Genomic DNA, 22,036 nt, shown 5'->3' with positions numbered 1-22,036 from the left:
GCACTCCTGAACAATGGAGGCCAACACCGGGAATTAATGAGGTGTCCCATGGGTCGTTCTCCAATTCATTCAAAAATTTCGCAGCCTCAGGTCAATCCAGACCAACAAGGGGCCACACCAAAAAAAACAACCAGTTCTCATAAAGGGCATAAGCTGGGCCATGCCGAGCCAAAGAATGTGCATCGCTTGCTGGATCAGCTGGATGAGCTGAACGGAAAATCTACAAAGCACAACCCTCCAGCAAAGGCCGGGGCGAAAGACCCTCAATTGCGCCCACTCGCTTATCACAAGCATCATAAACCGGAGGGTGAGCCATCTAACCCTACGGATGGAATGTCACGCGCAGCAAAGAAGATTCGCTATGAAGGCTACCGATTACCTCCAGAGAAGTTGATGGGGCACGGTGCGAGTAGTACCGCGACATCCTCACAACAGAGTGCAAAGCCAGTTCCGACCAGAGCAGAATCCCCGCTCACTGCACATGCGAACACGCTTGATCACATGACATCTGATCCTGATCTGAGCGATTACGTTATTGTTGACACTCCCAAGCCTGAGGGAAGCCAGACGGCTGCTGTCAACGGCACGTCCCAAGCTGTTGGGCAGCCTAAGTTGGAGACTGTTGAGCAACCATCTGCACCTCAGCCACGCAGCGAACCATTGGAGTTAAAACCACATCCGGCAATGCTGGCTATGCATGAGTTGGATTTGGCGGTGAGCCCAGAGCTTGAGCAGCAATTCCAAGCGTATCAAGAAAAGAAAACGGCCTTTATCAATGACCCGACAGGTACTGCACATGAAGGACCGGAAGCAGCAAAAAAGCAACGACTGATCACAGGTCTGTTGGGTATGGCTCAAGACAAGGCTGACACATATCTGCGTATGCAGTTCAGAACCGGGCTGGACAATGATGCACGTGCGTTGGCTAAACAAGTCTTTGAAGATACCGCTCATGATCCTCGCTTCCTTGCCTTCCTGAAGGTCGCGGCACTGGCAGCACCAGAGGATTTATCCAGTAATCACAAAGAACTGCTGGTGTTCCTGAGCCAGAACTTGAAGGCCCTGAACAAAGAAGTTGTTGGCGATGTCAACACGCTCTTGCGCCAGAATGCTTTTAGCAAGGGTTTGAGTGAAGCAGTCGATACTGCTAGAGCACACGCTGTGACCGAGCAGGATGTGCGTTATCTGAATGATATCGAGAAAGATGTTGTTGCTTATCGAATGGCAACTTCCAAGCAGCTGGGCGAAGCGCTGAATGCCAGCAATGATTTGCTGGCTGCCATGAGCTTTGGAGATGCGATCCTTTCCAGTACAGAGAGCCTTTCTCATGAGAATGGCCGGGCGCAGTACGCGTTGGCCAGCCTGCGTGAGGTGGCATCACAGCTGACTGAGCAGCATCTGGCGGATCATCACAGCGCCAAGAAGACTGAGACATGGATCGCTAAGCAGCCGTGGGCGGCGCTGATTTCCGTTTCCATTCAGAAAGATGGCGGATATTACGACATCAACACGGAGCTGCGTCACGATCCTGCTCCGAGAACAGTAGGCAACAGCACATTCTTCGACAACAGTGATGTGGTTCCGCAGCAGAGACTGACGAAGAGTGAGCTGCGCGATAAACCTCAACTGGTTCTGAATGGTCTGCGCTCCAAGGAGATGATGGAAGCCCTGAAACTGGTGCCGACGGGAGAGGACGGTGTCGATGAACTGCCGATCGTTAAAAAGCCAAGCGATCTGGCGATGGCTTGGGGCAGTACGCTCGTAGCGGCTAAGCAACGGGGTGATAACATCTCGGCCATGTTGCCAGACTACTTCATTCTGAAGCAGGTTCGCTATCACAAGATTGAAGGCTTCCTGATTGAGAACGATATGCTTGAGCCAGCCTGGGTGGTTGAATACAAGCCGACCTCTCATACCATGTCAGAGATCGGCAAGATGAGAGCGCTGCCGCAAGCTGCTGCCAAAAACCTCGCATCGCTGACTGTCAATCTGAATGAATTGAAAGACAGTCAAACCAAGCAATCCGGCGAGCTTTCTTCTATGAGAGAGCGTCTGGACACCTTCTTGGGCACAAAAGGTAATGGCCTGCTGATGAGTTTTGGCAAGGCCCATTTTGCGCTGGATAAGCTGATGGAGCATGTTCGCGATGACGTTCATGCACGGATTGAAAAATCGGGTGGGAGCCTGAAGAAGATCCAGAAATGGATTTCAGAGCAACCTTGGGTCGCTTTGTTTGATGTTTCCATCACGCGTCCTGAAGGAGGCAAGAAGAGCGAGTATCTGATTTCTGTCAAGCAGAAGACGGCTCCAGAACCTGCCAAACCAGATTACACAACAGTTACGGTTGAAGATCCGGAAACGCAGGAAGCAAGCGCAACAGCTCAGGAGACGCCTGATGAATTTCCGGTGCTGACAGGTTCCTTGCGGGCTTTATTACAACCGGAAACGCGGGCGCAATTGATCCTGAAGCCAACAGGTGAAATCAGCTTGGGTGCAGAGATTGTCGATAAGCCAAGCAAACTGGCACGTGAGTGGGGTGAGCTGCTCGCCAAGAACAGCCATGCTCAGGATGAGCTGCCAGATTTTCTGGAGTTGCGTGAGGTTCAGTATCACAGCGAAACCAGAAACGTCTTCCGGAAAGGTCATCTGAAAACGTGCTGGGTGCTGGAGTTCAAGCCGGACGCTCTGAATGCTGGTAGGAGCTAAAGCTTGGGGAGTGCGGTCAACTGACTGCACTCCTGATCTTTAATCGTCAACGCTTGTAGATGATTGGGAACCAGTCTTCTCGCAGGATTTGCCCTGGCTTCATATCATGACCCGGGAATGGCGGAGATGTGCGGCCCGGGCGCTCGATATAGCGGGCATCATCGCCCAGCAGGCGCAGCGAGAATGCGCGGCGGCGCTGTTCAGTGGTATTACCGCGTGCGCCGTGCAGGGTGTAGTAGTTGAACGCGACTGCATCTCCCGGTTCCATCTCCCATTCGCGGATCGGCATGCCTTCTGCATCCGGGTCCGGGATTGGCATGTACTCGTCGCTGTCGCCATAAAAATTCTGCTCGGACAGCCAGCGAATTGGCAGCACGGGCTTTTCCCAAAGATGAGAACCAGCGACGCTGCGCAAGGTGGCGCCTGTTACCGCGTCCATTGGCGACCAGAAGCTGACGGTCTGCTGTCCCCCAACAAAGTAGTAGGGTCCATCCTGATGCCATGGCGTTGCTTTGGAGGTTCCAGGTTCTTTGACGAGCACGTGGTCGTGGAATATCTGAACGGTTTGGGATTGCATCAGGTCTGCTGCTGCTTCTGCTGCTGGTGAGTTGTTCACCACCTCGACAAACTCAGGAATGCGCTGCCAGTTGCAGTAGTCATCAAAGAAGCGGCCGCCCTCGCCTTCTTTCAGGTTTTCTGCTGCATATTCTCCCGGTTCTGCCATGTTCCGCTCAATACCAGCCCTGATCAGATCTACATGATCCTTAAAGAGGCCCTTGATCAGTACGACACCTTCGCGCTGATAGGTATCGATGTGGTCCTGAGTGATAAGTGAAGATGGCATAGTCCCGTCCAGTCTGTTAGCGAAGCCGACAGTCTGGACGAAGAGTCACGCTGGATAAATACAACTTATGCTAGGCGATCTGGAGATTTTCTCAGGCAACCGTTGCGAATGGCTGACCGACTTTAACCAGAGTTTCTTTACCTGCAGCACTGTTGGCGACAAGATCTTCGCTGAAGTTTACCGCACCCGGCTCAAACACGACAACAACTGTTGAGCCACCAAACTTGAAAAAGCCTTTTTCATCCATCTTAGCGACGTGGCCGGAAGTCTTTGTATTTACAATGCTACCGACACCAAACGCGCCGACTTCCACGTAGCACATGGTGCCCGCATTTTCGGTCTTGAGCAGTGTGTAGCTGCGTTTGTTTTCGCCAAACACATCTGGACCAGCACCCAGAGCAATCGGGTTTACAGAGTGGTAGGCACCCTGAAAGTCTCTTGCATCAACAATTTCGCCCGCACAAGGGAAGTGATAGCGGTGATAATCTGCCGGGCACAGGCGCACGATTGCCAGTGAACCACCGATATAGCGATCTGCGATATCTGGCAGCATTTTGCGGATGGAGAATGGATGGCCTTTCACTGGGGTGAAGGTGTCTTCATCCAACTTAGGGAAGACTAATACACGACCGTCCGCCGGGCTGACGATGGTGTTTGCGCTAGTATCGAACGGGCGAGTGCCTTCTTTCAGGTGGCGGATAAAGAACTCGTTGAAAGACGCGAAGCTCTCCTGCGGGTCTGCAAACTCTGCTGTGTAGATGTTCAACTCATCAATCGCGCTCTGGATTTTGCCTTTGGAAAGCGGGCTGTCATAATACCAGCCCATGGCCTTGCTGAGCGCAGCGGAGCGGAACAGCAGCTTTTCGATCAGGCTTGAGCTGGAATCCTGATAAGCCCAACGGATCCACTTCTCCCCCAGAACCGTTTCTTCAAACTCTCCGCCGGTTTCACGGTCAATAACGATAATGGGTTGTTTCTCAGACATCTGGCAGCCTTGCTCGCAAATTACGAGGCTTTACTAGGTGAGATACTCAGAGAAGGCAAGCCGCGCGGCAAGTAACCATTCGTTTTATTTCAATATCTGCAAGTGGTCACAATTCTATCTTCACTAGTTCGCTCAATTCTCATGTCTAACGCCCGATTATGCCTCAAATCCAGAACATCAGAGACTAAGTTACAACCAACAATCCATCACGTTGCGGAGTTTCCTATGCCGGAGAACAAGCTCACTTCAGAACAGCACCACTGGGCGCAAAAGGTCTACAGGCGTTTGCAATGGAAGTTCCCGTTGGTGGAGGGGGATCCCACTGAGGAGGGTGAATTTGAAGACATCCCGCTTGATGATGTTTCCCTTGATGCAACGGCTGAGAGCAATGAAGAGGTCACTCAAAAAACCGATGCGGAACCAGATGATGAGCTGACTGCCCGCAAAAAAGCGCACGATGCAGAACTCAGCAATCTCTTCAAGCGTCTCAGAAAGGCTGCCAAGTCCATCAGGGTTGCCGGAAAACGCAAACCTGTCTTTACCGAAGAGGATGAAAGTCAGGATCTTTTTGAAGCAGCTAAGGAGTTGGGAGAAGAACAGATTGAGCTGGCTAAAGATCTGGTTGGCAAAGAGGATGAAAACGGTTTTACGGATCTTGTCTCAATCAAAGCGCACGCCGACAAGGCGGACCAATACCTGAAGACAATGCAATCCGCCTATCAAAAAGGGCGCGGTAATGCGGTTGAGGAGTTGGTTGAACTTAAGAAAACTGCAGCATTGCAACAAAAGCGCGTTGAGGATGTCTACAAAGAGCGCGAGCCTGTCTTGCTCTGGAATGTGGACCTTTCTGCGGTCGATAAGGCTTATGACGCAGCGCAAGACAACTTCACGGAAATGAACAGAGCGATCTCCGGTTATGTGGTGTCAGAGGTCGACAGGACTCTTGCAGTTGCAAAAGAGAGATACACTGTTCTGAAAGATGCGATGGACAGCGCGAAACGTTACGCGGATGCAGCTGGTACCGCGCTTTTGCTGAAGGTGTCGATCGCCCAGCGAGAAATTCGAGATCTGGCTGGTCAGCGCGTCACATTGGATAATAGCCCGCAGCAGCAAAATACCTTTGATAAGGCCTATGGTGAAGCAGCAGCTGCAGCAAAGAAAGCAAACGATGCAGTTCTCAGCAACCGCGGCATAGACTGTGAGAACGCGCTGGAGGAAACTGAAAAACTCATTTCGCAGATGCAGCAGGTGTTGTTGCAGGCAGTTGTTGGAACTTCAGAGATCGAGATCACTCCACCGGAAGGTTTTGATGAGGAGGAACTCAAGAGACTTTCAGGTGAAGTCACCGCTCAGGAAAGCACTGTCGAGAGACTTAACGGTCAACGGGATATTGTAAAGAACCACGGTGTCAACTTCCCCTCTTTCGAGGCAGCTTATCAATCTGCCCGTACGGCGATCCTAAGCGCACGCACCGATCTCCTGGCTAAGAGTGTCCGTCTTGCTCAAGAGAGCATCATGGACATTCGTGACTGTGCGGCTGACATGCGGGACTACATAACTGAAGCGGAATCAATGCTTCAGATTCAAACTCAGCAAATTGAGGATCTTCGCAGAACACTCGAACCACTGGCAGACGCGCGCAAAGACTTTGAGAGATACGCGCAGGCTGACGAGAAGTTTGGTGGCAAGCAGTTGGTCCGCTTTGATGCCCTTTGCGGTGAAGTGACTGCACTTATTGATTACGCAGAGGCCTGCGTGGGTGGCCAGCGGGTTGAGGAAGCTGATCAGGCTATTGGAAACTCACGCAATGGTTTGAAAAAACTGGAGAAAGAAACCCGTAGCTTGCAGTGGATGCCGCAGGTTAACACTGCGGCGACTGAAGCTGAAGCCCGGGAGATGCTGCAGAAGGCAATTGCACGTATTAATGTGGAACTTGAAGATTACGACAGTATGGGCAGTGTCTTCAGAGACAATGAAGAGCGGTTGATCTACACCAACCTGCATGACAAGGCTGCAGGCTTTGCCGAGCAAGCATCGGTCCTTATGGAACGGAAGAGGTTTGAGGCCTCAGAGGACGCGCTCGACAATGCTCGTATTACGCTCGATTCCATGGAAATTGCCTATGAGCGCGGCGCGAATACTGCTGCAAAAGTTGAGGGTTATCTTGCAGATGCCGAAGCTGCGAAAGACCGGATCAATGCTGTGTATGAGCAAGGGATTGCTCTGCAAGACCCTGACCATAAAAACGACTTCCTGAGCTACAACAGTATTGCAACGGATTTCGCCTTCCAGGTGGAAGGGTTGATTGCAGAAGGTAAAGTGAGGGATGCACGGGCTATTTTGAGCAATCTCAAGGTCGCTCTGGCAAATCTGGAACGCTGTGTTACGCAGAAGCCGCCGAAGAAAAAGAAAAGAAAAGCTGAGCCTGCACCGAACCCAGCACAGCAACAGGCACCTCTTGATCCTCATAGTGCGGAGCAAGCTGAGCTGGCGCAGCAATTTGATCAGACCCGCGCCGCTATCAATACGATCTTCAGTCAGGCACGACCGCATTGTGTTGATGAGTATGTGACTGATCTGGAAGCTGCTTATTCTGGCGCGATGCAGCATCATGAAGAAGGCAGTACGGCACTTGCCGGAGATGATCTGGAAAGCGCACGTGCATCTCTTTCTGAAGCAAAGAAAGATCTGATCATCCTGCAGAAGATACAGGACAACAGCCGACAGATCCTGAGCTCATTGTTGAATGGTTTGTCTGAAGGTGCGGCATACTATGAGAACATTGTTGCCGGAATTCATCAAAAACGCGCTGAGTTTGATGCCTGGAACATCGACCTGACTTCATTTGATAGCTCTTACAAAACCTCTCAGGAAACGCTGACTAATCTTCGCAAGGCCATCAAAGACCAACTCGCCGGCTTTGCCAAAACCATGATGGACAAGATTGAGGATGACCGGCGAGCTTTTGAGGAAGCCTATGAAGCAACACGCATCGATCGGGATAATCTGCGCTCTGAAATGATCCTGGAAGTCAGTGACAGACAATCCTTATTGTCAAAGCTGTATGCCGACCAGTATCGCTTTGACGGAAATGAAGCGCTTCTTGAGCGCTTTGCGATACATCACGCAAGGGCATTGGTTTGCATCCAGATCATGCTGGATCATCTGAAAATAGATGAAGGGAAGGAGGCGGAGAAGCAGTTCGACAAGTTCAATGAATGCGCATCGATCTTACAAGAGATGTTGCAGCAAGCTCCTGCGCCAGCTGTTGAAGAAGAAAGCAAAGACCAGACACCGGATCTTGATGCCAAGGAAGATGTTAAGATTGGCATTGAGCAAATCTATCGCGAACTCAAGTCCTATGACAGAAACAAGGACCTCTTTAAGAACTCCGAGGAGCTCGCTAAATTTGAGAGCATGGTCAAGAATGCCGAAGCTTATCTCAGCAAGGCAGAAGATCTCGCCCGGATAGATGAAGCCAGGGATGCTCTTGAGAATGCCCAGATTGCTATGGAGAGCGTGCGAATTGCGTTTGAACGTGGGCAACGTACTGCTGCGAAAATTGAGAGTTATCTGGCGAAAGTTGAGGAGCTGACTGATACCGTCAACAAACTTTTCGGCCAACGCAGTGCTATTCAGGATGATGACGATCTGGCCCTCTTTATAGACAACAACGAAACAGCCAGTGAGGCAGCTTACAAGATTGAGAGTTTCCTGAGCAAAGGCAGGGTTATGGAAGCAGAGGTGCAATTTGGCTTCCTTAACACCATTATCGCCAATATGGAGCGGAAGCTGAAGCAGCAGACAATCAAGAAACGTAAAGCCATTTTCAAGCGTCGTGGAGCTGTGCGCCACGGCAAGAAAAAGTAGTCTGCCGGTGTACATTTTCGCTGATGTTTCAGCATTTGTTGCAAGCGGTGTTTGAATACGTTTGGCAACATTTTTCTGTAATTCTGCCCTGAGTTGTTTGCATTTTAAGTCGGGATTGGAACGCAGAATGAGACGCTTTTTCACGACAGGTTTGTGCCTGGTCGCCATTGCTGGTTTGGCGGGTTGCCAGACAACAACGCCCGGGCAAGGTCGTCTAGGCGGTAAAGCGGTTAACTTTGAAGTGACCGAGAATTTCTTTGGCAGTGGCGGAGCAGCGACGACGGCCACATTGCCAGATGGCGAGGTGTTTACCGGTAAGCTCGTTACTGCGAAGAGCCAGACCACCAACATTGGAGAAAGCGACTTCGATGATGGGTTTGATGATTTCGACGACTTCGATGATTTTGACGGCTTTGACGACGGGCCGTTCTTCGTCTCCACCTTCTCAACCACATACAGTCCTTATGCCCGCGGAGTTTTGTTCAGCGCAAAGCGGAGCATGCGCTGTGTTGTAACGCTTTCCAATCCGGCTGATGGTTTCTCTGATGGTGGTGTTGGGCAGTGTAAGCTCTCCACTGGAGGGTCGTTCCCAGTCGAGTTTTAGAGAGCGAAATTTTTCTCACACTGTGCTTTTTGTGATTGCCGACCAAGTTGCCCCTGACCTACAGCCGGTTCAGGGGCTTTTGGCTGTGGTGACTGCGTTATTTGAAACGACTTCCAGACAGCCAAAACCGACATTTAACTATTCGGGATTGGTGAATTACAATGAAGACTATTTTCAAGATCGGTGTGTGCGTTGCTGCTGTTGCAGTTCTGGCGGGTTGTCAGTCCACCACAACCGGACAGGGACGTGTTGTCAGCAAAGACGGCAAGAACTCCCAGAGCGTGACTTTTCAGGTGACGGAAGAATTCCTCGATGATGGCGCGGCCTCCGCTGTGGCGACACTTTCCAGCGGCGAGTTTTTCACCGGTAAGCTGGTGACAGAGAAAAAGCAGACCGAGAGCGTCGAAGACGGGTTCTTCTATGACGATGACGACGATGATTTCTTCTCTTCCAGCTCTTCCACCACGTACAACTCAAGAGCCAAAGGCGTGCTGTTCAGCGCTGCTCGCTCCATGCAGTGCCAGATTACTCTGAGCAACCCAAGCTCTGGTTTTTCAGATGGCGGCGTTGGCGAGTGTAAGATTTCTACTGGCGAGACTGTGCCTGTACAGTTCTAAGCAGACCTTAGCTAAAGCAGTTCGCATTTAAGCTGAACTGCTTTAGCTGTTGTGCTTGCGTATCTTTATCCGAAAACCGGTTTCCACTTTTCGGAGATACACTGAAAAAGCCTGAGAAGCGCATTGCCTCTCAGGCAAGTTCAGCAGAGGTTATGCCTCTGCTCACTCTCTATGCTTGTTAGGTTTTGGTGAGGTCCAGCGCGCAAGGCTCGAGCAATTCCGATATCTTCTCGCTACATCCCTGCACATCTTCTATGTGGCTGCGCACAGTATCAAACAGCGTCAGCAACGCTTCATATTCCTGCGTGTGCTCCATGCGCTCACTCATCACCACACTCATGGAATAAACCAGATTTTTGAGGTGGTTGGATGAAAGGTTGAGCTGGTCCACTTCATTGCGAAGGGACATATGGGCACTTTTCTCATCTTCAGTTTTGGTCATCATTAAGCCTTCTCTGTTGGCTTGTTGAACAAACCACTCGACAGAAAGCTTTCGACAACCCACTGGCGAGCGGGAGGTTCGAAACCTGACAGAGACAGGCGGGTTTATTCCCCCGCGAAGGGTATTGTATTCACCGCCCTCCCGCCCATAAGCGAGAGTTTGCGTTTGAAGACCTAACTCCAGACACAAAAAGACCGCCAATAAACGGCAGCGGTGACCGCTCTGTGAGAGGTTTCGACGCCTCAAACTAAGGATGCGCCGTCTTGCTGCGGGTGTCAATGAGAGGAAATGGAATTACCCCATAAAGGCATGGGGTTGGGGTATACACGTTGAAGACAAGCCCATTAGAACATGTCAGTGTAGAAAACTGCTATATCAAGAAGTTTTTGCATCGAGCTCAACCTACATCGGACCTTCATTAATGGACATCATTACGATCAGCCCTTTGGATGGATTGCAATCCTATGTAAATTTAATGGCGTATAATGCTTCGCAAGAACTCGTAGGGACTTCTGAGTTCAATTTATACTCAGATGCTCAACTTATTGGAACACTGAATGATGGCCTTCCATTTAGTTTCCTTAACTTAGTTCCCGGTTACGCAACTTTCGGCAATATCAGACCAGCTGCTGTTTTAAGAGTCAATTGGTATGCTGAAGCAGCAGATTTACCCAAAATCTCTTTTACGCATACTTCTGATCAAGAATATCATGCAGGAACCATGCAGGATGAACTTGCAGCATTAGCTTCCCTTCGGCTCGGAGTGCGCCTCAAAGCAGGGAGCGAAGTAAGATCATTCGGGTGGAATGACCACGACCCGATGGGAACGCCACAGCCTGAGCGCACCGCTATACCGAGTGTTCAACAAGGAACACTTCAACCAATTGCCCCCTTTGTTCTTCAACCAGCTCAACTATGTGATCTTAAAATCCTCAATCGGCTTAAAAGTCTTTCTAGAGAAAAATACTCATCGCTTGTTAAATCAGCTCGGCTCTTCCAAGATGCTCTTTGGATACTTGAGAGTGCTCCGGAGCAAGCTTGGCTAATGTTGACAAGCGCGTTGGAGACTGCGGCAGTGTTTCACCAAACAGGCAAACTTAAGTCTGTAGATGCTTTTAAGGTCGCACAACCAGAAATAACTGAGTTTATCAAAGAGAACTCCAGTAACAAAGTTTTCAGCGAAATAGCCAAAGCTCTCGGAGGCAGTCAAAAAGCGACAAAGAAATTTTTGGATTTCACTGCACTTTTCAAACCAGAACCACCTGAAAAAAGACCTTACGAAAGGTTCCAGCTAGACTTCTCAGAACGACATTTTAGCGACACAATGAAAGCGATTTATAAATACAGGTCTCTTGCCCTTCATGACGGAAAGCCGTTCCCTGCTCCTATGTGTAGCCCTCCTTTTCAACACCAAGAATGGGATGCCCCCGCAGAAGTTGGAACAATTGGACTATCAATGTCTACACAGGGCGCTACTTGGGCGAGCAAAGATTTACCCATTTGCCTAAATTTCTTCGTCTATATCGTTCAGGCTACCTTAAATAATTGGTGGACCAGTATGGTGGATAAAGAAACCTGTTCGGCTTAACCCAAGTAGCTTTTTGTCTCTCAGGTTCATTCCACCTTTTCCGGCATGCCTTTGCCGTTGTTCCACCAGCGGTTTGGGTTGGTGCTGTTGGGGTTGTAGGCGGCGCGGCTGGCCCAGTCTTCGCGGAGGAAGATGACGGGTTCTTCGTAGTGGTGAGCGTAGATTATGGCGTCCATGACTTTTTCGAGCACTTTCGGGTCGCGCTCAATGGAGATTTTCAGCTCTACCATGGGGTAGGTCTCTGTCATGCCAGCCTGAAAGCCCTCAATGTGGGTTGTGGTGGTTGAGTTTGGTTCGGGCTGTGCTGTTTCCTTGCCAACCGCCGAAATACTGGCGTTGCGCTGGTAGCGCCCAAAGCTGAGCGGGTGCACTTGCATGACGGCGTCTAATATGCGGTCAGTGTCCTCCTCCAGCGTTTGGATTTCGATTGTCCAGACTGGCTCAAACCGGCCTGATTTAGCCTTGTATTCTGATAAGTCGTTCATCATCCCTCCCCTTACTCTGTGTCCTGCGTTTTGCCGCTAAATGTGCCGTAGAGGCCTACGATGCCAACCGCACAAATCAATAGGCCAGCGATGACATTGAACAGCGTACCTTCATAAAACGATGTGTAGGCGAAGTAGGCGCCGTAGATGCTGATGAAGCAGGTGATGAGCACGTACAGGACTTTGCGGAAATTGCGCATGAGACAGCCTCGCTGGCAGGAACCTGAGGGAGCCTAGCAGATTCCCTCCGCTTTGCATTCAAGTTTGACCAGAGTTCTGCCAATGAAAGTGTCGCTTTTTTTCAATACGTGGGCACCGTGCCTGACTAGGGTCATCCTCATGAAAACAGGAGGAAATCCATGCATTTGAAATACGTTATTCTGTACGTTGAGAGCCCTCGTGAGACCATCGACTTTTATTGCAAGGCATTTGATGTGGAGGCCGGTTTGATCACTGAGGGAGGGGATTATGGCGAGGTGAAAACCGGCGAGACGACGCTGTCCTTCTCCTCCTTCGAGTTGATGAAAAACCTTGGCAAAAACCCGTCGCAGGCGGATGCAAGCAATCCGTGCTTTGAGATTGCATTCCAGACTGACGATGTGGCTGGCAACCTTGCAAAAGCATTGGCAGCCGGTGCTGAGCTTGTGCAGGAGGTCAAAGACGAGCCATGGGGGCAGACAACATCCTACGTGAAGGATATGAACGGCTTTCTGATTGAGATTTGCTCGCCAGTGACGGCCCCGGTTTGAGGCTAAGGCTCACCCAAACGCGATGGACTGAGCCTGCCGTTTGAAGCCAGAGTTTGCGGCGAATTGCATGGGCGAGGTGCCGAACCAGCGCTGGAACTCGCGGGTCATATGCGCCTGATCGGAGAAGCCGTTGTCGAGGGCAAAATCGGCCCAACCTTCTGCGGTTTCAATAGCGCGCGCGGTTTTGCGGATGCGGGCGAGCTGGCGCCAGTAGACAGGCGAGCGGCTGGTGTGGCGTGCCAAGGTGCGCTGCAAGGTTTTGAGCGTCACCCCCAACGCTCCAGCGGAGGCGGCAATGGACAATTGCTCCTCCGCGATACAGCCCAGCGCTTCGGATACTCTGGTGTTGAGGCGGGTGTGGTCTGCAAGCAATTTGCAGATGGTGGTTTCATCCCAGGAGCCCAGCACGCTCAGTGCTTTGATCAGGTCGTGTTCGTTCACCTGCGTGCCCGGCTTCAGGCGAAAGCCGATCATGCGCTTAACAGTTATTCGTTCAGTTTGGTGCGGCTCATCGAACAGCTCTGACACGTGCCACGACGGGCGTTTGCCTTCTACTTCCGTGACGATCAGATCCCTGCACCCATCCGGCAAGATTGGGCCGGAGACCCCGAGTTCGCCTGAATGATGCCAGGCCTGAGCAAGCGTTTCAGGCAGAGACGCGCATGTGTGATTGTGCTGCAAACATTCCCTCCCCTGTTTGCTTGGTGGTGCCTTCCTTCATTCATAGTATGCTGCCTGTGTTCCTTCAATTGTAATTGCAAAGATTGGTTAGCTCATGGCTGAGATCACCAGGTGTTTGGAAGAACACAACGGCACCATGAATACACCGCATGAAGTGCTGTTGTTTATTGCCGAATAAGTTATTTCAGTGACTGAAATGCAGTAATTTTTTAAAGCGGATGGAAACGCTCAGTATCGCTAAATGCAAGCCAGTAGGCGGTTTACTCAGATCTCATGCGAGAATGAAAGAAACTGCTTAAGAGGAGCGTTTCCATGTCATCTCAATCAACGAAAGTGTCTGTTTCTACCTATCTCTTTCTTCGTTTGAAAGAGGTTGGTGCCAACCATGTCTTTGGGATTCCCGGCGATTATGTTCTGCCTTTATTTGATGAGCTGATCGACCAAGATCATGGCGTGGAGCATATTCTAGTTTGTAATGAACTTAATGGTGCGTATGCAGCGGATGGTTATTCCAAGATGTCTGGCTTTGGTGCTGTTGCCGTGACTTACGGTGTTGGTTCGCTTAGCACTGCCAATGCGGTGGGTGGATCATTCGCAGACAGCACACCAATGATTGTGATTGCAGGCACCCCGACAATTGAAGTTCTGACCACGCCTACACCACGCAAATTGCACCACGTTATAGATACTAATTTCGATGCTTGTCTGGAGGCTTTTCGTCCGATTACAGCCGCTTCTCATCGATTAACCCGGCTGGAGACTGCTTCGGCTGAGATTGATGATCTCATCCGCACAGCAATGCAAAGGAAAAAGCCTGTTTATCTTGAAATTCCTTACGATCTTCAACTGGCTGAAGTAGAAAAGCCAACAGAACCTCTTGATCTTTGGCTCAATCAATCCTCACAGGTGAACCTGAAAGCTGCCTTGTGTCATACAGTTGGCTTGCTCAACAGCTCACAGACCCGCAGTGTTGTGACGGGACATCTACTACAGCGAGAGAAGCTGATTGAAGAAACCAAGAGCCTTGTTGAATGCCTCAATGCCAGTGTCGCGACAACATTTGTTGGCAAAATTCCCGCTTTTGAAGGTCATCCGAATGCGGCAGGCCTGTATATGGGTGCCATGAGCTGCGACGCGACAAAGACGACTGTTGAAACGGCAGATTTGGCCCTTGTCGCGGGCATGACACTTAACGAATTCGACACCGGTGTTTTCACCAGTAAGCTTGGCGAAGAGCAGGATTGCATCTGGATGGATTTTGACCAAGTCCTCATCAACAATCATGTCTATGATAAAGTCTATTTGCGAGACTTTTTGCCGGCCCTGCTCAAAGAGGCAAAAAATGATCAGGCTAGAACACTCGAAATTTCCAAGACTGCGCGGCGCTTTAGCTTTCAAAGAAGCGACAGGTTTGATCCAACGGACAAAAATCTGACAATCGACCGTCTGTTTGTTCAGTTCGCAAATTATGCCAAAGCTGGTGATGTCATGTTTGGAGATACAGGCGGGTACATTAATGCCTCTCAGGCAGAGTATCCTGTTGGTGTCGATATTCATGGTTGCGGAAACTATGGATCACTGGGAGCCGGCTTCGCTTTGTTTTGCGGAGGTATTTTTGCAAAGGAAGCATCAGGACGACGGTGTTATATGATCACTGGCGATGGTGCCTTCCATATGACTGCACAAGAGCTTTCAACGCTGATCAAATATGAAACTGACTGCGTTCTCTTTGTTCTGGATAACAAAGGTTATGGGGCTGAGCGGCAGATCTATCCTGGTAAGGAACGCTCCTATAACAACACACCCGTCTGGAACTACGAGGAGTTAGGCTCAGCATTTGGCGGTGTAGAGGGCCAAACCTGTAACAGTTTCGTAGTCCGCACCGAAAAAGACATGGCTGAACTGCTAGACAATCTAGATAAGCCCAAAGGTGTCAACATTGTCCGTATCATTCTGGACCCTTGGGACTCCGCCTCGTTCAACGTCAAATTCAGCGAAGCACTGCGACATTGAATGGCTTACCGCTCTTCTTCTTCAGCCAGATAGCGTTCGAGTTTGGTGTGGTTGGCGACTTTGAGTTCGCGGCCGCGTTTTTCGACCAAGCCGTTTTCGATCAGTTGGCTGACGGCGCGGCGGTAGACGCGTTCTGAGCAGCCGAAGCGTTCGGCTTCGCGGAAGACGCGCTCGAACTGGATTGGCGGTTTGTTGCCGCGTTCACGGAGGAGCAGGTCTTTCGCAATGTTGTAGGCCAGCGGGTACATGAAGTGCGAGGTGACCCGGTCCATGACACCCTGATAAGTATCCGCCAGACATTGGCTGAGCCAGATGCCCACGTGAGGGTGTTGCACCAACAAGGCTTCCAGCTCTGCAATCGGGATGACGCGCACGCTGACCGGACCATCGCAGCGGATATCAAACTGGATAGGTTTGCCCGTCAGAAACTCTATCTCACCGTAAAGGCGATCTTCGATATTGAACCTGCCATGACTGAAGCGTCGCCCATTGGCTGCGGTATAGCTAACCGTGCAGAAGCCATCCTCTATCCAGTACAGATGTTCAAGGTTTTGGCCTTGCCGGAGCAGGTAATCTCCGGGCTCCATATGGCGTAGAAGAAACGGACCAGTTTTGACCCATTCTAATACTTCCTTATGTCCAATTTCTGCGAGCGATTTAATTGTCATTTTTGCATTATTTAATTCAGAGATACGGACAATTGTCCTGTTTTTGAAACGGAGATATTTCTACCCTTCTCCTTGCAAGCTGCATAGGAGAATCTGATGACACCGCATATCAACGCCCAGACTGGAGACTTTGCTGAAACAGTCCTCATGCCGGGTGATCCGCTTCGCGCAAAGTATATTGCAGAAACCTATCTGGAAAATGTACGCGAAGTAACAAACGTGCGTAATGTGCTTGGTTTTACTGGTGAATACAAGGGTAAGCCAATCTCAGTTATGGCACATGGTATGGGCATGCCATCCATCTCTATCTATGCACATGAGCTGATCAACTTCTACGGCGTGAAACAAATCATTCGCGTTGGTAGCTGTGGCGGTGTTGATGAAGAGCTGAAACTGCGTGATTTGATTGTCGCGACAAGCGCCAGCACCAACTCCGCAATGATCCGCGATCGCTTTGCTGGCTATGACTATGCTGCTGCACCTGATTTTGAATTGCTGAAGGCATGTTCTGATGCTGCTGGTGGCCTGGGTCTGTCGCCACGCTTTGGTAACATCCTTTCCGGTGATCTGTTCTACGGCTCCAACCCTGCACTGCTGCCAGCGATGCAGAAAATGGGCGTTCTGGCTATTGAAATGGAAGCTGCGGCTCTGTTTGCAATTGCTGCGGAATTCCGTGTGAAAGCGCTGTGCGTGCTGACCGTGTCCGATCACCTGATCACGGCTGAGGAAACCTCTTCTGAAGAACGCCAGACCAGCTTTAACCAGATGATGGAACTGGCTCTGGAAACTGCATATGCAACAACACCAGAAATGGCTGCGGCATAATGAATATGGAACTTGTAGGCTATCTGGCCTCAATCACTGTGATGACTTCCCTCCTGATGGGCAACGTCCTGTGGCTTCGTGTGATCAATATGGTCGGCTGTATCCTGTTCACCATTTATGGTGTTGCAGTTGATGCTTACCCGGTTGTTTTGCTCAACGGCATGTGCGTGTTCATCAACATTTACCACTTGGCAAAACTGAGAAGGCAACAACAACAAGCACTTACGCCAGCAGAAGCGTAAGGCACTCGCCTCCCATCAAGCCAAGGTAATTGTAAACTTGAGAGCCGGAGAGCGTTTCATCGCCTCCGGCTCTTTCTTTTCATCCCTCAATAGCCGAAATATTTCAGGATCTAGAACATACCGTTTTCATGCGAGAAATCTTTCGGAATTTCCTGCACGATATCCCAGTGTTCTACGATCTTTCCCTCATCATCATGCCGAACAATCTCGATCACTGCATTCCCCCAGTCCGCATACTCTACTAGAGCAAATGTGAGGTCCCCTTCAGACACGGTTTGGTGCACGGTGACATTGCTGAGTTTACCGTCACTGTTCTTGAAGAACCCAAGGATTGGCTCAATCCCATTTGGAACCTGCGGGTTATGCTGAATATACTCTTCACCAAAAAGACTTTTGAGAGTCGCGACATCACCCGCAATGCCTTTAGCAAAGAAATCAGTAGCCATTTCTTTATTCCGAGCAAGGTCTGCCTCGGAAACATCTGCATTCGGGTTCCCTCCGCCATCAATCATCGAATTGCCATTGGCGGTTTTTGATTTCGATGTTTCAATCTGGCTCGCATCCCAATGTTCTATGATTTTCCCGTCCTGGACACGAAATAAATCTCCAACAATCATTGTGTGTTCACCAATTGTGACGCGTGACTGCGTCGCAACAAGATTGTCTTGAGCAACAACGCGCACGACTTCTCTCGCAGGGGTAATTTCATTTTCCCGCATCTGCGTGATCGCTTCGCTCAGACCGTCAACACCGTCCTTAACCTCTGGGCTGTGCTGTATGTATTGCGGGTGATAATAGGTCTCAATCAGCTCAGTCTTTTGTGCGTCGAACACTTTTGCCAGAGCATTTAGCACCAGTTCTTTGTTGTTTTTTTCCAACTCACCGGCAAGGCCAGCAGAAGACAATAAGATCAAACAGACTGCTGTCAGTTTCGATAGAAATTTCATCGGACGCTCCATATGTAAACGTCGAGATATAGACGGCCTTGTGAGTTCTAGCGATAACACCTATTAGATTCAGGTTATGAAGATTTTCGATCACCTTACATTAGATGGCTCAACCCTTAGGCAGTTGGTAGAGTTGAATGAGACCCGCTCCGTAACCCGCGCTGCTACTCGTCTGGGAATGACGCAATCCTCGCTTAGTTACTCTCTAGAACGTGCTCGAAAGACCTTGGCTGATCAACTTTATATCCGAGTGGGCAATAGCATTGAGCCGACAGAACGGATGCTTCAGATCTTGCCGGTTGCGCACCGTATTTTGAGAGACTACGACACTCTCGCCATGCCTGCTTCGTACCTACCAAAGCAAGATGTAGGGACACTCAAGATCGCAGCGAATGCATTGGAGCGGGATCTCCTGGTCAAGCCGATGTTCAATGAACTTCGGAAACTCGCACCTTGCATGACTCTGGAGCTGCGCTCTACCGGATCCTGGCTGGAAGTTCGCGAAAATCTACGAAACCGAAATGTTGATTTGGCATTGTTCCCCACACTTTTGAAAGAGGGTGGAGATATTATTCAACGTAAGTTAGTCGATATGGAAATGGCAGTTTTCTATGACAGCTCTGTGTGTTCTGCACCTCAGACTTTAACGGAATATTGCGCTGCAAATCATGCGGTGGTTTCTCATGGTGAGATCAGGAGCTCAGGAATTGATCAGCTGTTAGCCGAGCAGGGCTTGAAGAGAAACATCGCGCTACGCGTTTCTGACTTTGATAGTCTGGGTGTTCTTCTGAAAGGTACAGATCTGATTGTCTGTCTTCCCTCAATGCTTCAATCCGGCTCCCTTAGCAGTCTGTCAATTGCGTGCCCCCCTTTGCCTGTGCCGCCAATGTGTCTCGCTCTGTTTGTGCATGAAAGCCAATTATCTAATCCGAGGCTTTCTTTCTGGAGCGACAAGTTGACGAGAGGCATAAACTCGAAAGCCTAAAGCAGTTCGCATTTAAGTTGAAACACATGAACTGCTTTGGTCTTTGTTTTTTGCATATCTTTATCCGAAAACCGGTTTCCACTTTTCGGAGATACGCTGTTCTCTGCCCTTAATCCAGCATCACGTTGCGGCGGGCTTCGTTGGTGCGTTTGGTGGAGAGGAGCAGGTTGGTTTCACTGGCTGAGATGCCGTCAATCAGACGGATGCGGCGCAGCACATCATCAAAGTGGACGAGCGTATCAGTTCCCAGCTCCATGATCAGGTCCCACTTGCCGTTTGTTGTGTGCAAGGCAGTGACCTCGGTCATCTTGTTGAGGTGATCGACGATGCGTTGGGTGCCTTTGCCCTCGATCTTGATCATCATAATGCCACGAACGGGTTGTTCAAAGACATCGCCCCGCAGCACAACCGTGTAGCCGAGAATATCACCAACAGACTTCAAACGCTCCATACGTGAGCGCACAGTCGAGCGAGAAATCTTCAGCTCAAGGGCAAGATCAGAAACGCTCGCACGCGCATTTCTACGTAGTGTCGCGATGATTTTTTGATCTATATCATCCAAAGTGCGTAACCTTACTTACCAATCTGGCCAATGCGACCACCATTTTGATCACAATGCCAGCTTTTTACCGCCACTTCCACAAGGATAATACCCCATATCGGATTTAATCGGGAAGTGGGAATGAAGAATACCGTTGTGCTCGTCGGGGCACCTGTACAGACAGGAACCAACATTCAGGGCTGCTTGATGGGCCCGGATGCTCTACGAACCGCCGGACTGCAAGACTCCCTGGAAGCACTCGGCTACTCCGTTATAGACCGAGGCAACATTTTACCAGAGGCAAGTCGGGATCGGGTTCATTCCAACAGCGCTGTCCACCATTTGAGTGAGACAATCAGCTGGACTGAGAAGCTCCATGACGTGGCTTTGGCGGAAATTCGTGAAGGTCATCTGCCTGTCTTCCTTGGCGGCGATCATTCCATGGCAGCTGGAACTGTCAGCGGTATTGCCCGTGCGGCGGCGGAAGCTGGCGAAGAGCAGTTTGTGCTCTGGCTGGATGCGCATCCTGATTTCCATAATCTCAGCACAACGACCAGCGGCAATCTGCACGGCACGCCCGCGGCTTACTTTTGTGGTCTCTCCGGTTTTGAGGGGTATTATCCGGAGCTGAACACAACGATCAAGCCAGAAAATATCTGCATGATGGGCTTGCGGTCCGTCGACAATGCGGAGCGGGCTGCCCTGCAGAAAACCGGCATTGAGACCTACGACATGCGCCGGATTGATGAGAACGGTGTGGTCAAGCCAATCAATGAATTTCTGGAGCGTGTGAAGGCCGCCAATGGCCGTCTGCACCTGAGCTTTGATGTGGATTTTCTGGACCCGGACATTGCACCAGCAGTGGGCACGACGGTTCCTGGCGGTGCGACTTTCCGTGAGGCGCATCTGATTATGGAAATGCTCTGCGACAGTCAGCTGGTCACTTCTGTGGATCTGGTTGAGCTGAACCCATTCCTGGATGTGCGTGGCCGAACAGCGACTTTGATGGCGGATTTGGTTTCCAGCTTGTTTGGCAAACAGGTGCTGGACCATCCAAACCGCGCCTGATCGCAAGCAACACAATAAAAGATAGGTATCCCCATATGGTCCAGTTCGTAAGCGTTTCTAAAATTTTGGATTTGGTCAACAAACACGGTATCGAGACTGTTTTGAAGGGCATGACCGAGTATGTGGAGGAAGATTACCGCCGCTGGTCTCTGTTTGACAAAACACCTCGTGTTGCAAGCCACTCCAAAGTTGGCGTTATCGAACTGATGCCGACCAGCGACGGGGAGCTGTACAGCTTCAAATATGTGAACGGTCATCCGAAGAACACCAAGGAAGGCAAGCAGACAGTGACTGCGTTTGGCATGCTTGCTGATGTGGACACGGGGTACCCGTTCTTCCTCTCCGAGATGACTGTTTTGACTGCTCTGCGTACTGCAGCGACCTCTGTTATGGCGGCAAAGCATCTGGCACGAGCAGATTCCAAGACCATGGCAATCATCGGTAATGGGGCTCAGTCTGAATTTCAGGCACTGGCGTTTAAGGCGGTGATGGGCATTACCAACTTGCGCCTGTTTGATACGGATGCAGAAGCGACTGAGAAGTGTGCTGCAAACCTTGATGGTAAAGGCTTCACCATCACCATCTGCCGCAGCTCTGAAGAAGCGATCACGGGTGCGGATATCATCACCACGGTGACGGCGGATAAGCAGAAGGCGACCATCCTGACCGACAACATGGTTGGCGCTGGTGTGCACATCAACGCGATTGGTGGCGACTGCCCTGGCAAGACCGAGCTGCACAAAGACATTTTGCTGCGGTCCAAGATCTTCGTTGAATACCCGGAACAGACCCGCATTGAAGGTGAGATCCAGCAGCTGGATGATGACTATCCGGTTGTTGAGCTTTGGGAAGTGATTACAGGAGCTGCTGAGGGCCGCACCACCGAGCGCGATATTACCTTGTTCGACTCTGTTGGCTTTGCCATCGAGGACTTTTCCGGCCTGCGCTACATCTATGATCTTGTGAAGCAGGACGAAACAACTGAGGACCTGGAGATGATTGCTGAACCGGCTGATCCGCGCAATCTCTTTGGCCTTTTAGAAGTTAAACAAGCTGCCGAGTAAGAGCAGCGGTCATCGTTAAACTATCCCTTGCCCGGGGTTTGTAAGCGCCTGCCCACCTAGCAGGCGCTTCTTTTTTGCTTGGTTCGCTTACAGGCTTAGCAAAGGCCGACGA

Annotated in this window: 21 protein-coding genes; 12 read left to right on the top strand and 9 right to left on the bottom strand. The window is 50.5% G+C overall.

Annotated features, from left to right (window positions below):
* Positions 1–48 precede the first annotated feature (48 nt).
* Positions 49–2,706 carry a hypothetical protein gene (locus PsAD46_RS03710; protein WP_063306146.1) on the top strand — a complete coding sequence of 886 codons (2,658 nt, stop codon included), beginning with the start codon at positions 49–51 and terminating at the stop codon, positions 2,704–2,706.
* A 46-nt stretch (positions 2,707–2,752) separates the two neighbouring features.
* On the opposite strand, the gene PsAD46_RS03705 is transcribed toward PsAD46_RS03710, so the two are convergent.
* The gene (locus tag PsAD46_RS03705; RefSeq protein ID WP_063306145.1) at positions 2,753–3,550 is read right to left on the bottom strand and encodes a phytanoyl-CoA dioxygenase family protein; all 798 of its coding nucleotides are present in this window, start codon (positions 3,548–3,550) and stop codon (positions 2,753–2,755) included.
* Positions 3,551–3,641: 91 nt separating this feature from the next.
* Positions 3,642–4,535: an archaetidylserine decarboxylase gene (gene asd / locus PsAD46_RS03700; RefSeq protein WP_063306144.1), complete on the bottom strand. Its 894-nt coding sequence runs from the start codon at positions 4,533–4,535 to the stop codon at positions 3,642–3,644.
* Positions 4,536–4,760: 225 nt separating this feature from the next.
* Here asd and PsAD46_RS03695 point away from each other — a divergent pair, with 225 nt between their 5' ends.
* The 3 genes from PsAD46_RS03695 (at position 4,761) to PsAD46_RS03685 (ending at position 9,626) form a co-directional block, all read left to right on the top strand.
* On the top strand, positions 4,761–8,405 hold the full coding sequence (locus PsAD46_RS03695; protein WP_063306143.1) for a hypothetical protein: 3,645 nt from the start codon (positions 4,761–4,763) through the stop codon (positions 8,403–8,405).
* Between the two features lie 127 nt (positions 8,406–8,532).
* The gene (locus PsAD46_RS03690) at positions 8,533–9,009 is read left to right on the top strand and encodes a hypothetical protein (RefSeq protein WP_063286588.1); all 477 of its coding nucleotides are present in this window, start codon (positions 8,533–8,535) and stop codon (positions 9,007–9,009) included.
* A 161-nt stretch (positions 9,010–9,170) separates the two neighbouring features.
* On the top strand, positions 9,171–9,626 hold the full coding sequence (locus PsAD46_RS03685) for a hypothetical protein (protein ID WP_063294172.1): 456 nt from the start codon (positions 9,171–9,173) through the stop codon (positions 9,624–9,626).
* 178 nt (positions 9,627–9,804) lie between these two features.
* Here the strand turns inward: PsAD46_RS03685 and PsAD46_RS03680 are convergent, their stop codons facing one another.
* Positions 9,805–10,068, bottom strand: coding sequence for a hypothetical protein (locus PsAD46_RS03680; protein WP_063294383.1), 264 nt, complete (start codon positions 10,066–10,068; stop codon positions 9,805–9,807).
* Positions 10,069–10,489: 421 nt separating this feature from the next.
* Between PsAD46_RS03680 and PsAD46_RS03675 the strand changes: the two genes are divergently transcribed.
* Positions 10,490–11,656 carry a hypothetical protein gene (locus tag PsAD46_RS03675; protein ID WP_063286586.1) on the top strand — a complete coding sequence of 389 codons (1,167 nt, stop codon included), beginning with the start codon at positions 10,490–10,492 and terminating at the stop codon, positions 11,654–11,656.
* 26 nt (positions 11,657–11,682) lie between these two features.
* On the opposite strand, the gene PsAD46_RS03670 is transcribed toward PsAD46_RS03675, so the two are convergent.
* Together PsAD46_RS03670 and PsAD46_RS03665 are read right to left on the bottom strand one after the other, a co-directional pair.
* Positions 11,683–12,141, bottom strand: a complete 459-nt coding sequence (locus tag PsAD46_RS03670; RefSeq protein ID WP_208981649.1) for a hypothetical protein — start codon at positions 12,139–12,141, stop codon at positions 11,683–11,685.
* A gap of 11 nt (positions 12,142–12,152) precedes the next feature.
* Positions 12,153–12,341, bottom strand: a complete 189-nt coding sequence (locus PsAD46_RS03665; protein WP_063286585.1) for a hypothetical protein — start codon at positions 12,339–12,341, stop codon at positions 12,153–12,155.
* Positions 12,342–12,500: 159 nt separating this feature from the next.
* Between PsAD46_RS03665 and PsAD46_RS03660 the strand changes: the two genes are divergently transcribed.
* Complete coding sequence (locus tag PsAD46_RS03660; protein WP_063286584.1) at positions 12,501–12,890, top strand: VOC family protein; 390 nt, start codon at positions 12,501–12,503, stop codon at positions 12,888–12,890.
* A 9-nt stretch (positions 12,891–12,899) separates the two neighbouring features.
* On the opposite strand, the gene PsAD46_RS03655 is transcribed toward PsAD46_RS03660, so the two are convergent.
* On the bottom strand, positions 12,900–13,571 hold the full coding sequence (locus PsAD46_RS03655) for a helix-turn-helix domain-containing protein (RefSeq protein ID WP_063306141.1): 672 nt from the start codon (positions 13,569–13,571) through the stop codon (positions 12,900–12,902).
* A gap of 312 nt (positions 13,572–13,883) precedes the next feature.
* On the opposite strand from PsAD46_RS03655, the gene PsAD46_RS03650 reads away from it, so the two are divergent.
* Positions 13,884–15,584, top strand: coding sequence for a thiamine pyrophosphate-binding protein (locus PsAD46_RS03650; protein ID WP_063306140.1), 1,701 nt, complete (start codon positions 13,884–13,886; stop codon positions 15,582–15,584).
* Positions 15,585–15,589: 5 nt separating this feature from the next.
* Here PsAD46_RS03650 and PsAD46_RS03645 read toward each other — a convergent pair whose 3' ends face one another.
* Positions 15,590–16,252, bottom strand: coding sequence for a Crp/Fnr family transcriptional regulator (locus tag PsAD46_RS03645; RefSeq protein ID WP_082826958.1), 663 nt, complete (start codon positions 16,250–16,252; stop codon positions 15,590–15,592).
* Positions 16,253–16,348: 96 nt separating this feature from the next.
* Between PsAD46_RS03645 and deoD the strand changes: the two genes are divergently transcribed.
* Positions 16,349–17,077, top strand: a complete 729-nt coding sequence (deoD, locus tag PsAD46_RS03640) for a purine-nucleoside phosphorylase (RefSeq protein WP_084404319.1) — start codon at positions 16,349–16,351, stop codon at positions 17,075–17,077.
* The gene (locus PsAD46_RS03635) at positions 17,077–17,319 is read left to right on the top strand and encodes a YgjV family protein (protein ID WP_063297761.1); all 243 of its coding nucleotides are present in this window, start codon (positions 17,077–17,079) and stop codon (positions 17,317–17,319) included. Before deoD ends, PsAD46_RS03635 begins: the two co-directional genes overlap by 1 nt.
* A gap of 110 nt (positions 17,320–17,429) precedes the next feature.
* On the opposite strand, the gene PsAD46_RS03630 is transcribed toward PsAD46_RS03635, so the two are convergent.
* Positions 17,430–18,266, bottom strand: a complete 837-nt coding sequence (locus tag PsAD46_RS03630) for a nuclear transport factor 2 family protein (protein WP_063297760.1) — start codon at positions 18,264–18,266, stop codon at positions 17,430–17,432.
* Between the two features lie 76 nt (positions 18,267–18,342).
* Here PsAD46_RS03630 and PsAD46_RS03625 point away from each other — a divergent pair, with 76 nt between their 5' ends.
* A complete protein-coding gene (locus PsAD46_RS03625; RefSeq protein ID WP_063294176.1) occupies positions 18,343–19,251 on the top strand; it encodes a LysR family transcriptional regulator in 909 nt (302 codons plus the stop codon).
* A 109-nt stretch (positions 19,252–19,360) separates the two neighbouring features.
* Here PsAD46_RS03625 and PsAD46_RS03620 read toward each other — a convergent pair whose 3' ends face one another.
* On the bottom strand, positions 19,361–19,813 hold the full coding sequence (locus tag PsAD46_RS03620) for an Lrp/AsnC family transcriptional regulator (RefSeq protein WP_063304346.1): 453 nt from the start codon (positions 19,811–19,813) through the stop codon (positions 19,361–19,363).
* Positions 19,814–19,933: 120 nt separating this feature from the next.
* On the opposite strand from PsAD46_RS03620, the gene rocF reads away from it, so the two are divergent.
* Positions 19,934–20,860, top strand: coding sequence for an arginase (rocF, locus tag PsAD46_RS03615; RefSeq protein WP_063304345.1), 927 nt, complete (start codon positions 19,934–19,936; stop codon positions 20,858–20,860).
* A gap of 35 nt (positions 20,861–20,895) precedes the next feature.
* Positions 20,896–21,924, top strand: a complete 1,029-nt coding sequence (locus tag PsAD46_RS03610; RefSeq protein ID WP_063306138.1) for an ornithine cyclodeaminase — start codon at positions 20,896–20,898, stop codon at positions 21,922–21,924.
* Positions 21,925–22,036: the final 112 nt, after the last annotated feature.

It is taken from the genome of Pseudovibrio sp. Ad46, from assembly GCF_001623065.1.
Classification (GTDB): domain Bacteria; phylum Pseudomonadota; class Alphaproteobacteria; order Rhizobiales; family Stappiaceae; genus Pseudovibrio.
Note: the sequence above shows the minus strand (reverse complement) of the source record. Positions and strands in the feature narration are given on the sequence as shown.

Coding starts and splice junctions, on each gene's coding strand:
- deoD (WP_084404319.1), top strand. CDS start 16,349: ATGACACCGCATATCAACGCCCAGACTGGAGACTTTGCTGAAACAGTC.
- PsAD46_RS03685 (WP_063294172.1), top strand. CDS start 9,171: ATGAAGACTATTTTCAAGATCGGTGTGTGCGTTGCTGCTGTTGCAGTT.
- PsAD46_RS03670 (WP_208981649.1), bottom strand. CDS start 12,141: ATGAACGACTTATCAGAATACAAGGCTAAATCAGGCCGGTTTGAGCCA.
- PsAD46_RS03690 (WP_063286588.1), top strand. CDS start 8,533: ATGAGACGCTTTTTCACGACAGGTTTGTGCCTGGTCGCCATTGCTGGT.
- PsAD46_RS03635 (WP_063297761.1), top strand. CDS start 17,077: ATGAATATGGAACTTGTAGGCTATCTGGCCTCAATCACTGTGATGACT.
- PsAD46_RS03660 (WP_063286584.1), top strand. CDS start 12,501: ATGCATTTGAAATACGTTATTCTGTACGTTGAGAGCCCTCGTGAGACC.
- PsAD46_RS03645 (WP_082826958.1), bottom strand. CDS start 16,252: ATGACAATTAAATCGCTCGCAGAAATTGGACATAAGGAAGTATTAGAA.
- PsAD46_RS03665 (WP_063286585.1), bottom strand. CDS start 12,341: ATGCGCAATTTCCGCAAAGTCCTGTACGTGCTCATCACCTGCTTCATC.
- PsAD46_RS03680 (WP_063294383.1), bottom strand. CDS start 10,068: ATGACCAAAACTGAAGATGAGAAAAGTGCCCATATGTCCCTTCGCAAT.
- rocF (WP_063304345.1), top strand. CDS start 19,934: ATGAAGAATACCGTTGTGCTCGTCGGGGCACCTGTACAGACAGGAACC.
- PsAD46_RS03625 (WP_063294176.1), top strand. CDS start 18,343: ATGAAGATTTTCGATCACCTTACATTAGATGGCTCAACCCTTAGGCAG.
- PsAD46_RS03705 (WP_063306145.1), bottom strand. CDS start 3,550: ATGCCATCTTCACTTATCACTCAGGACCACATCGATACCTATCAGCGC.
- PsAD46_RS03650 (WP_063306140.1), top strand. CDS start 13,884: ATGTCATCTCAATCAACGAAAGTGTCTGTTTCTACCTATCTCTTTCTT.
- PsAD46_RS03675 (WP_063286586.1), top strand. CDS start 10,490: ATGGACATCATTACGATCAGCCCTTTGGATGGATTGCAATCCTATGTA.
- PsAD46_RS03610 (WP_063306138.1), top strand. CDS start 20,896: ATGGTCCAGTTCGTAAGCGTTTCTAAAATTTTGGATTTGGTCAACAAA.
- PsAD46_RS03630 (WP_063297760.1), bottom strand. CDS start 18,266: ATGAAATTTCTATCGAAACTGACAGCAGTCTGTTTGATCTTATTGTCT.
- PsAD46_RS03695 (WP_063306143.1), top strand. CDS start 4,761: ATGCCGGAGAACAAGCTCACTTCAGAACAGCACCACTGGGCGCAAAAG.
- PsAD46_RS03710 (WP_063306146.1), top strand. CDS start 49: ATGGGTCGTTCTCCAATTCATTCAAAAATTTCGCAGCCTCAGGTCAAT.
- asd (WP_063306144.1), bottom strand. CDS start 4,535: ATGTCTGAGAAACAACCCATTATCGTTATTGACCGTGAAACCGGCGGA.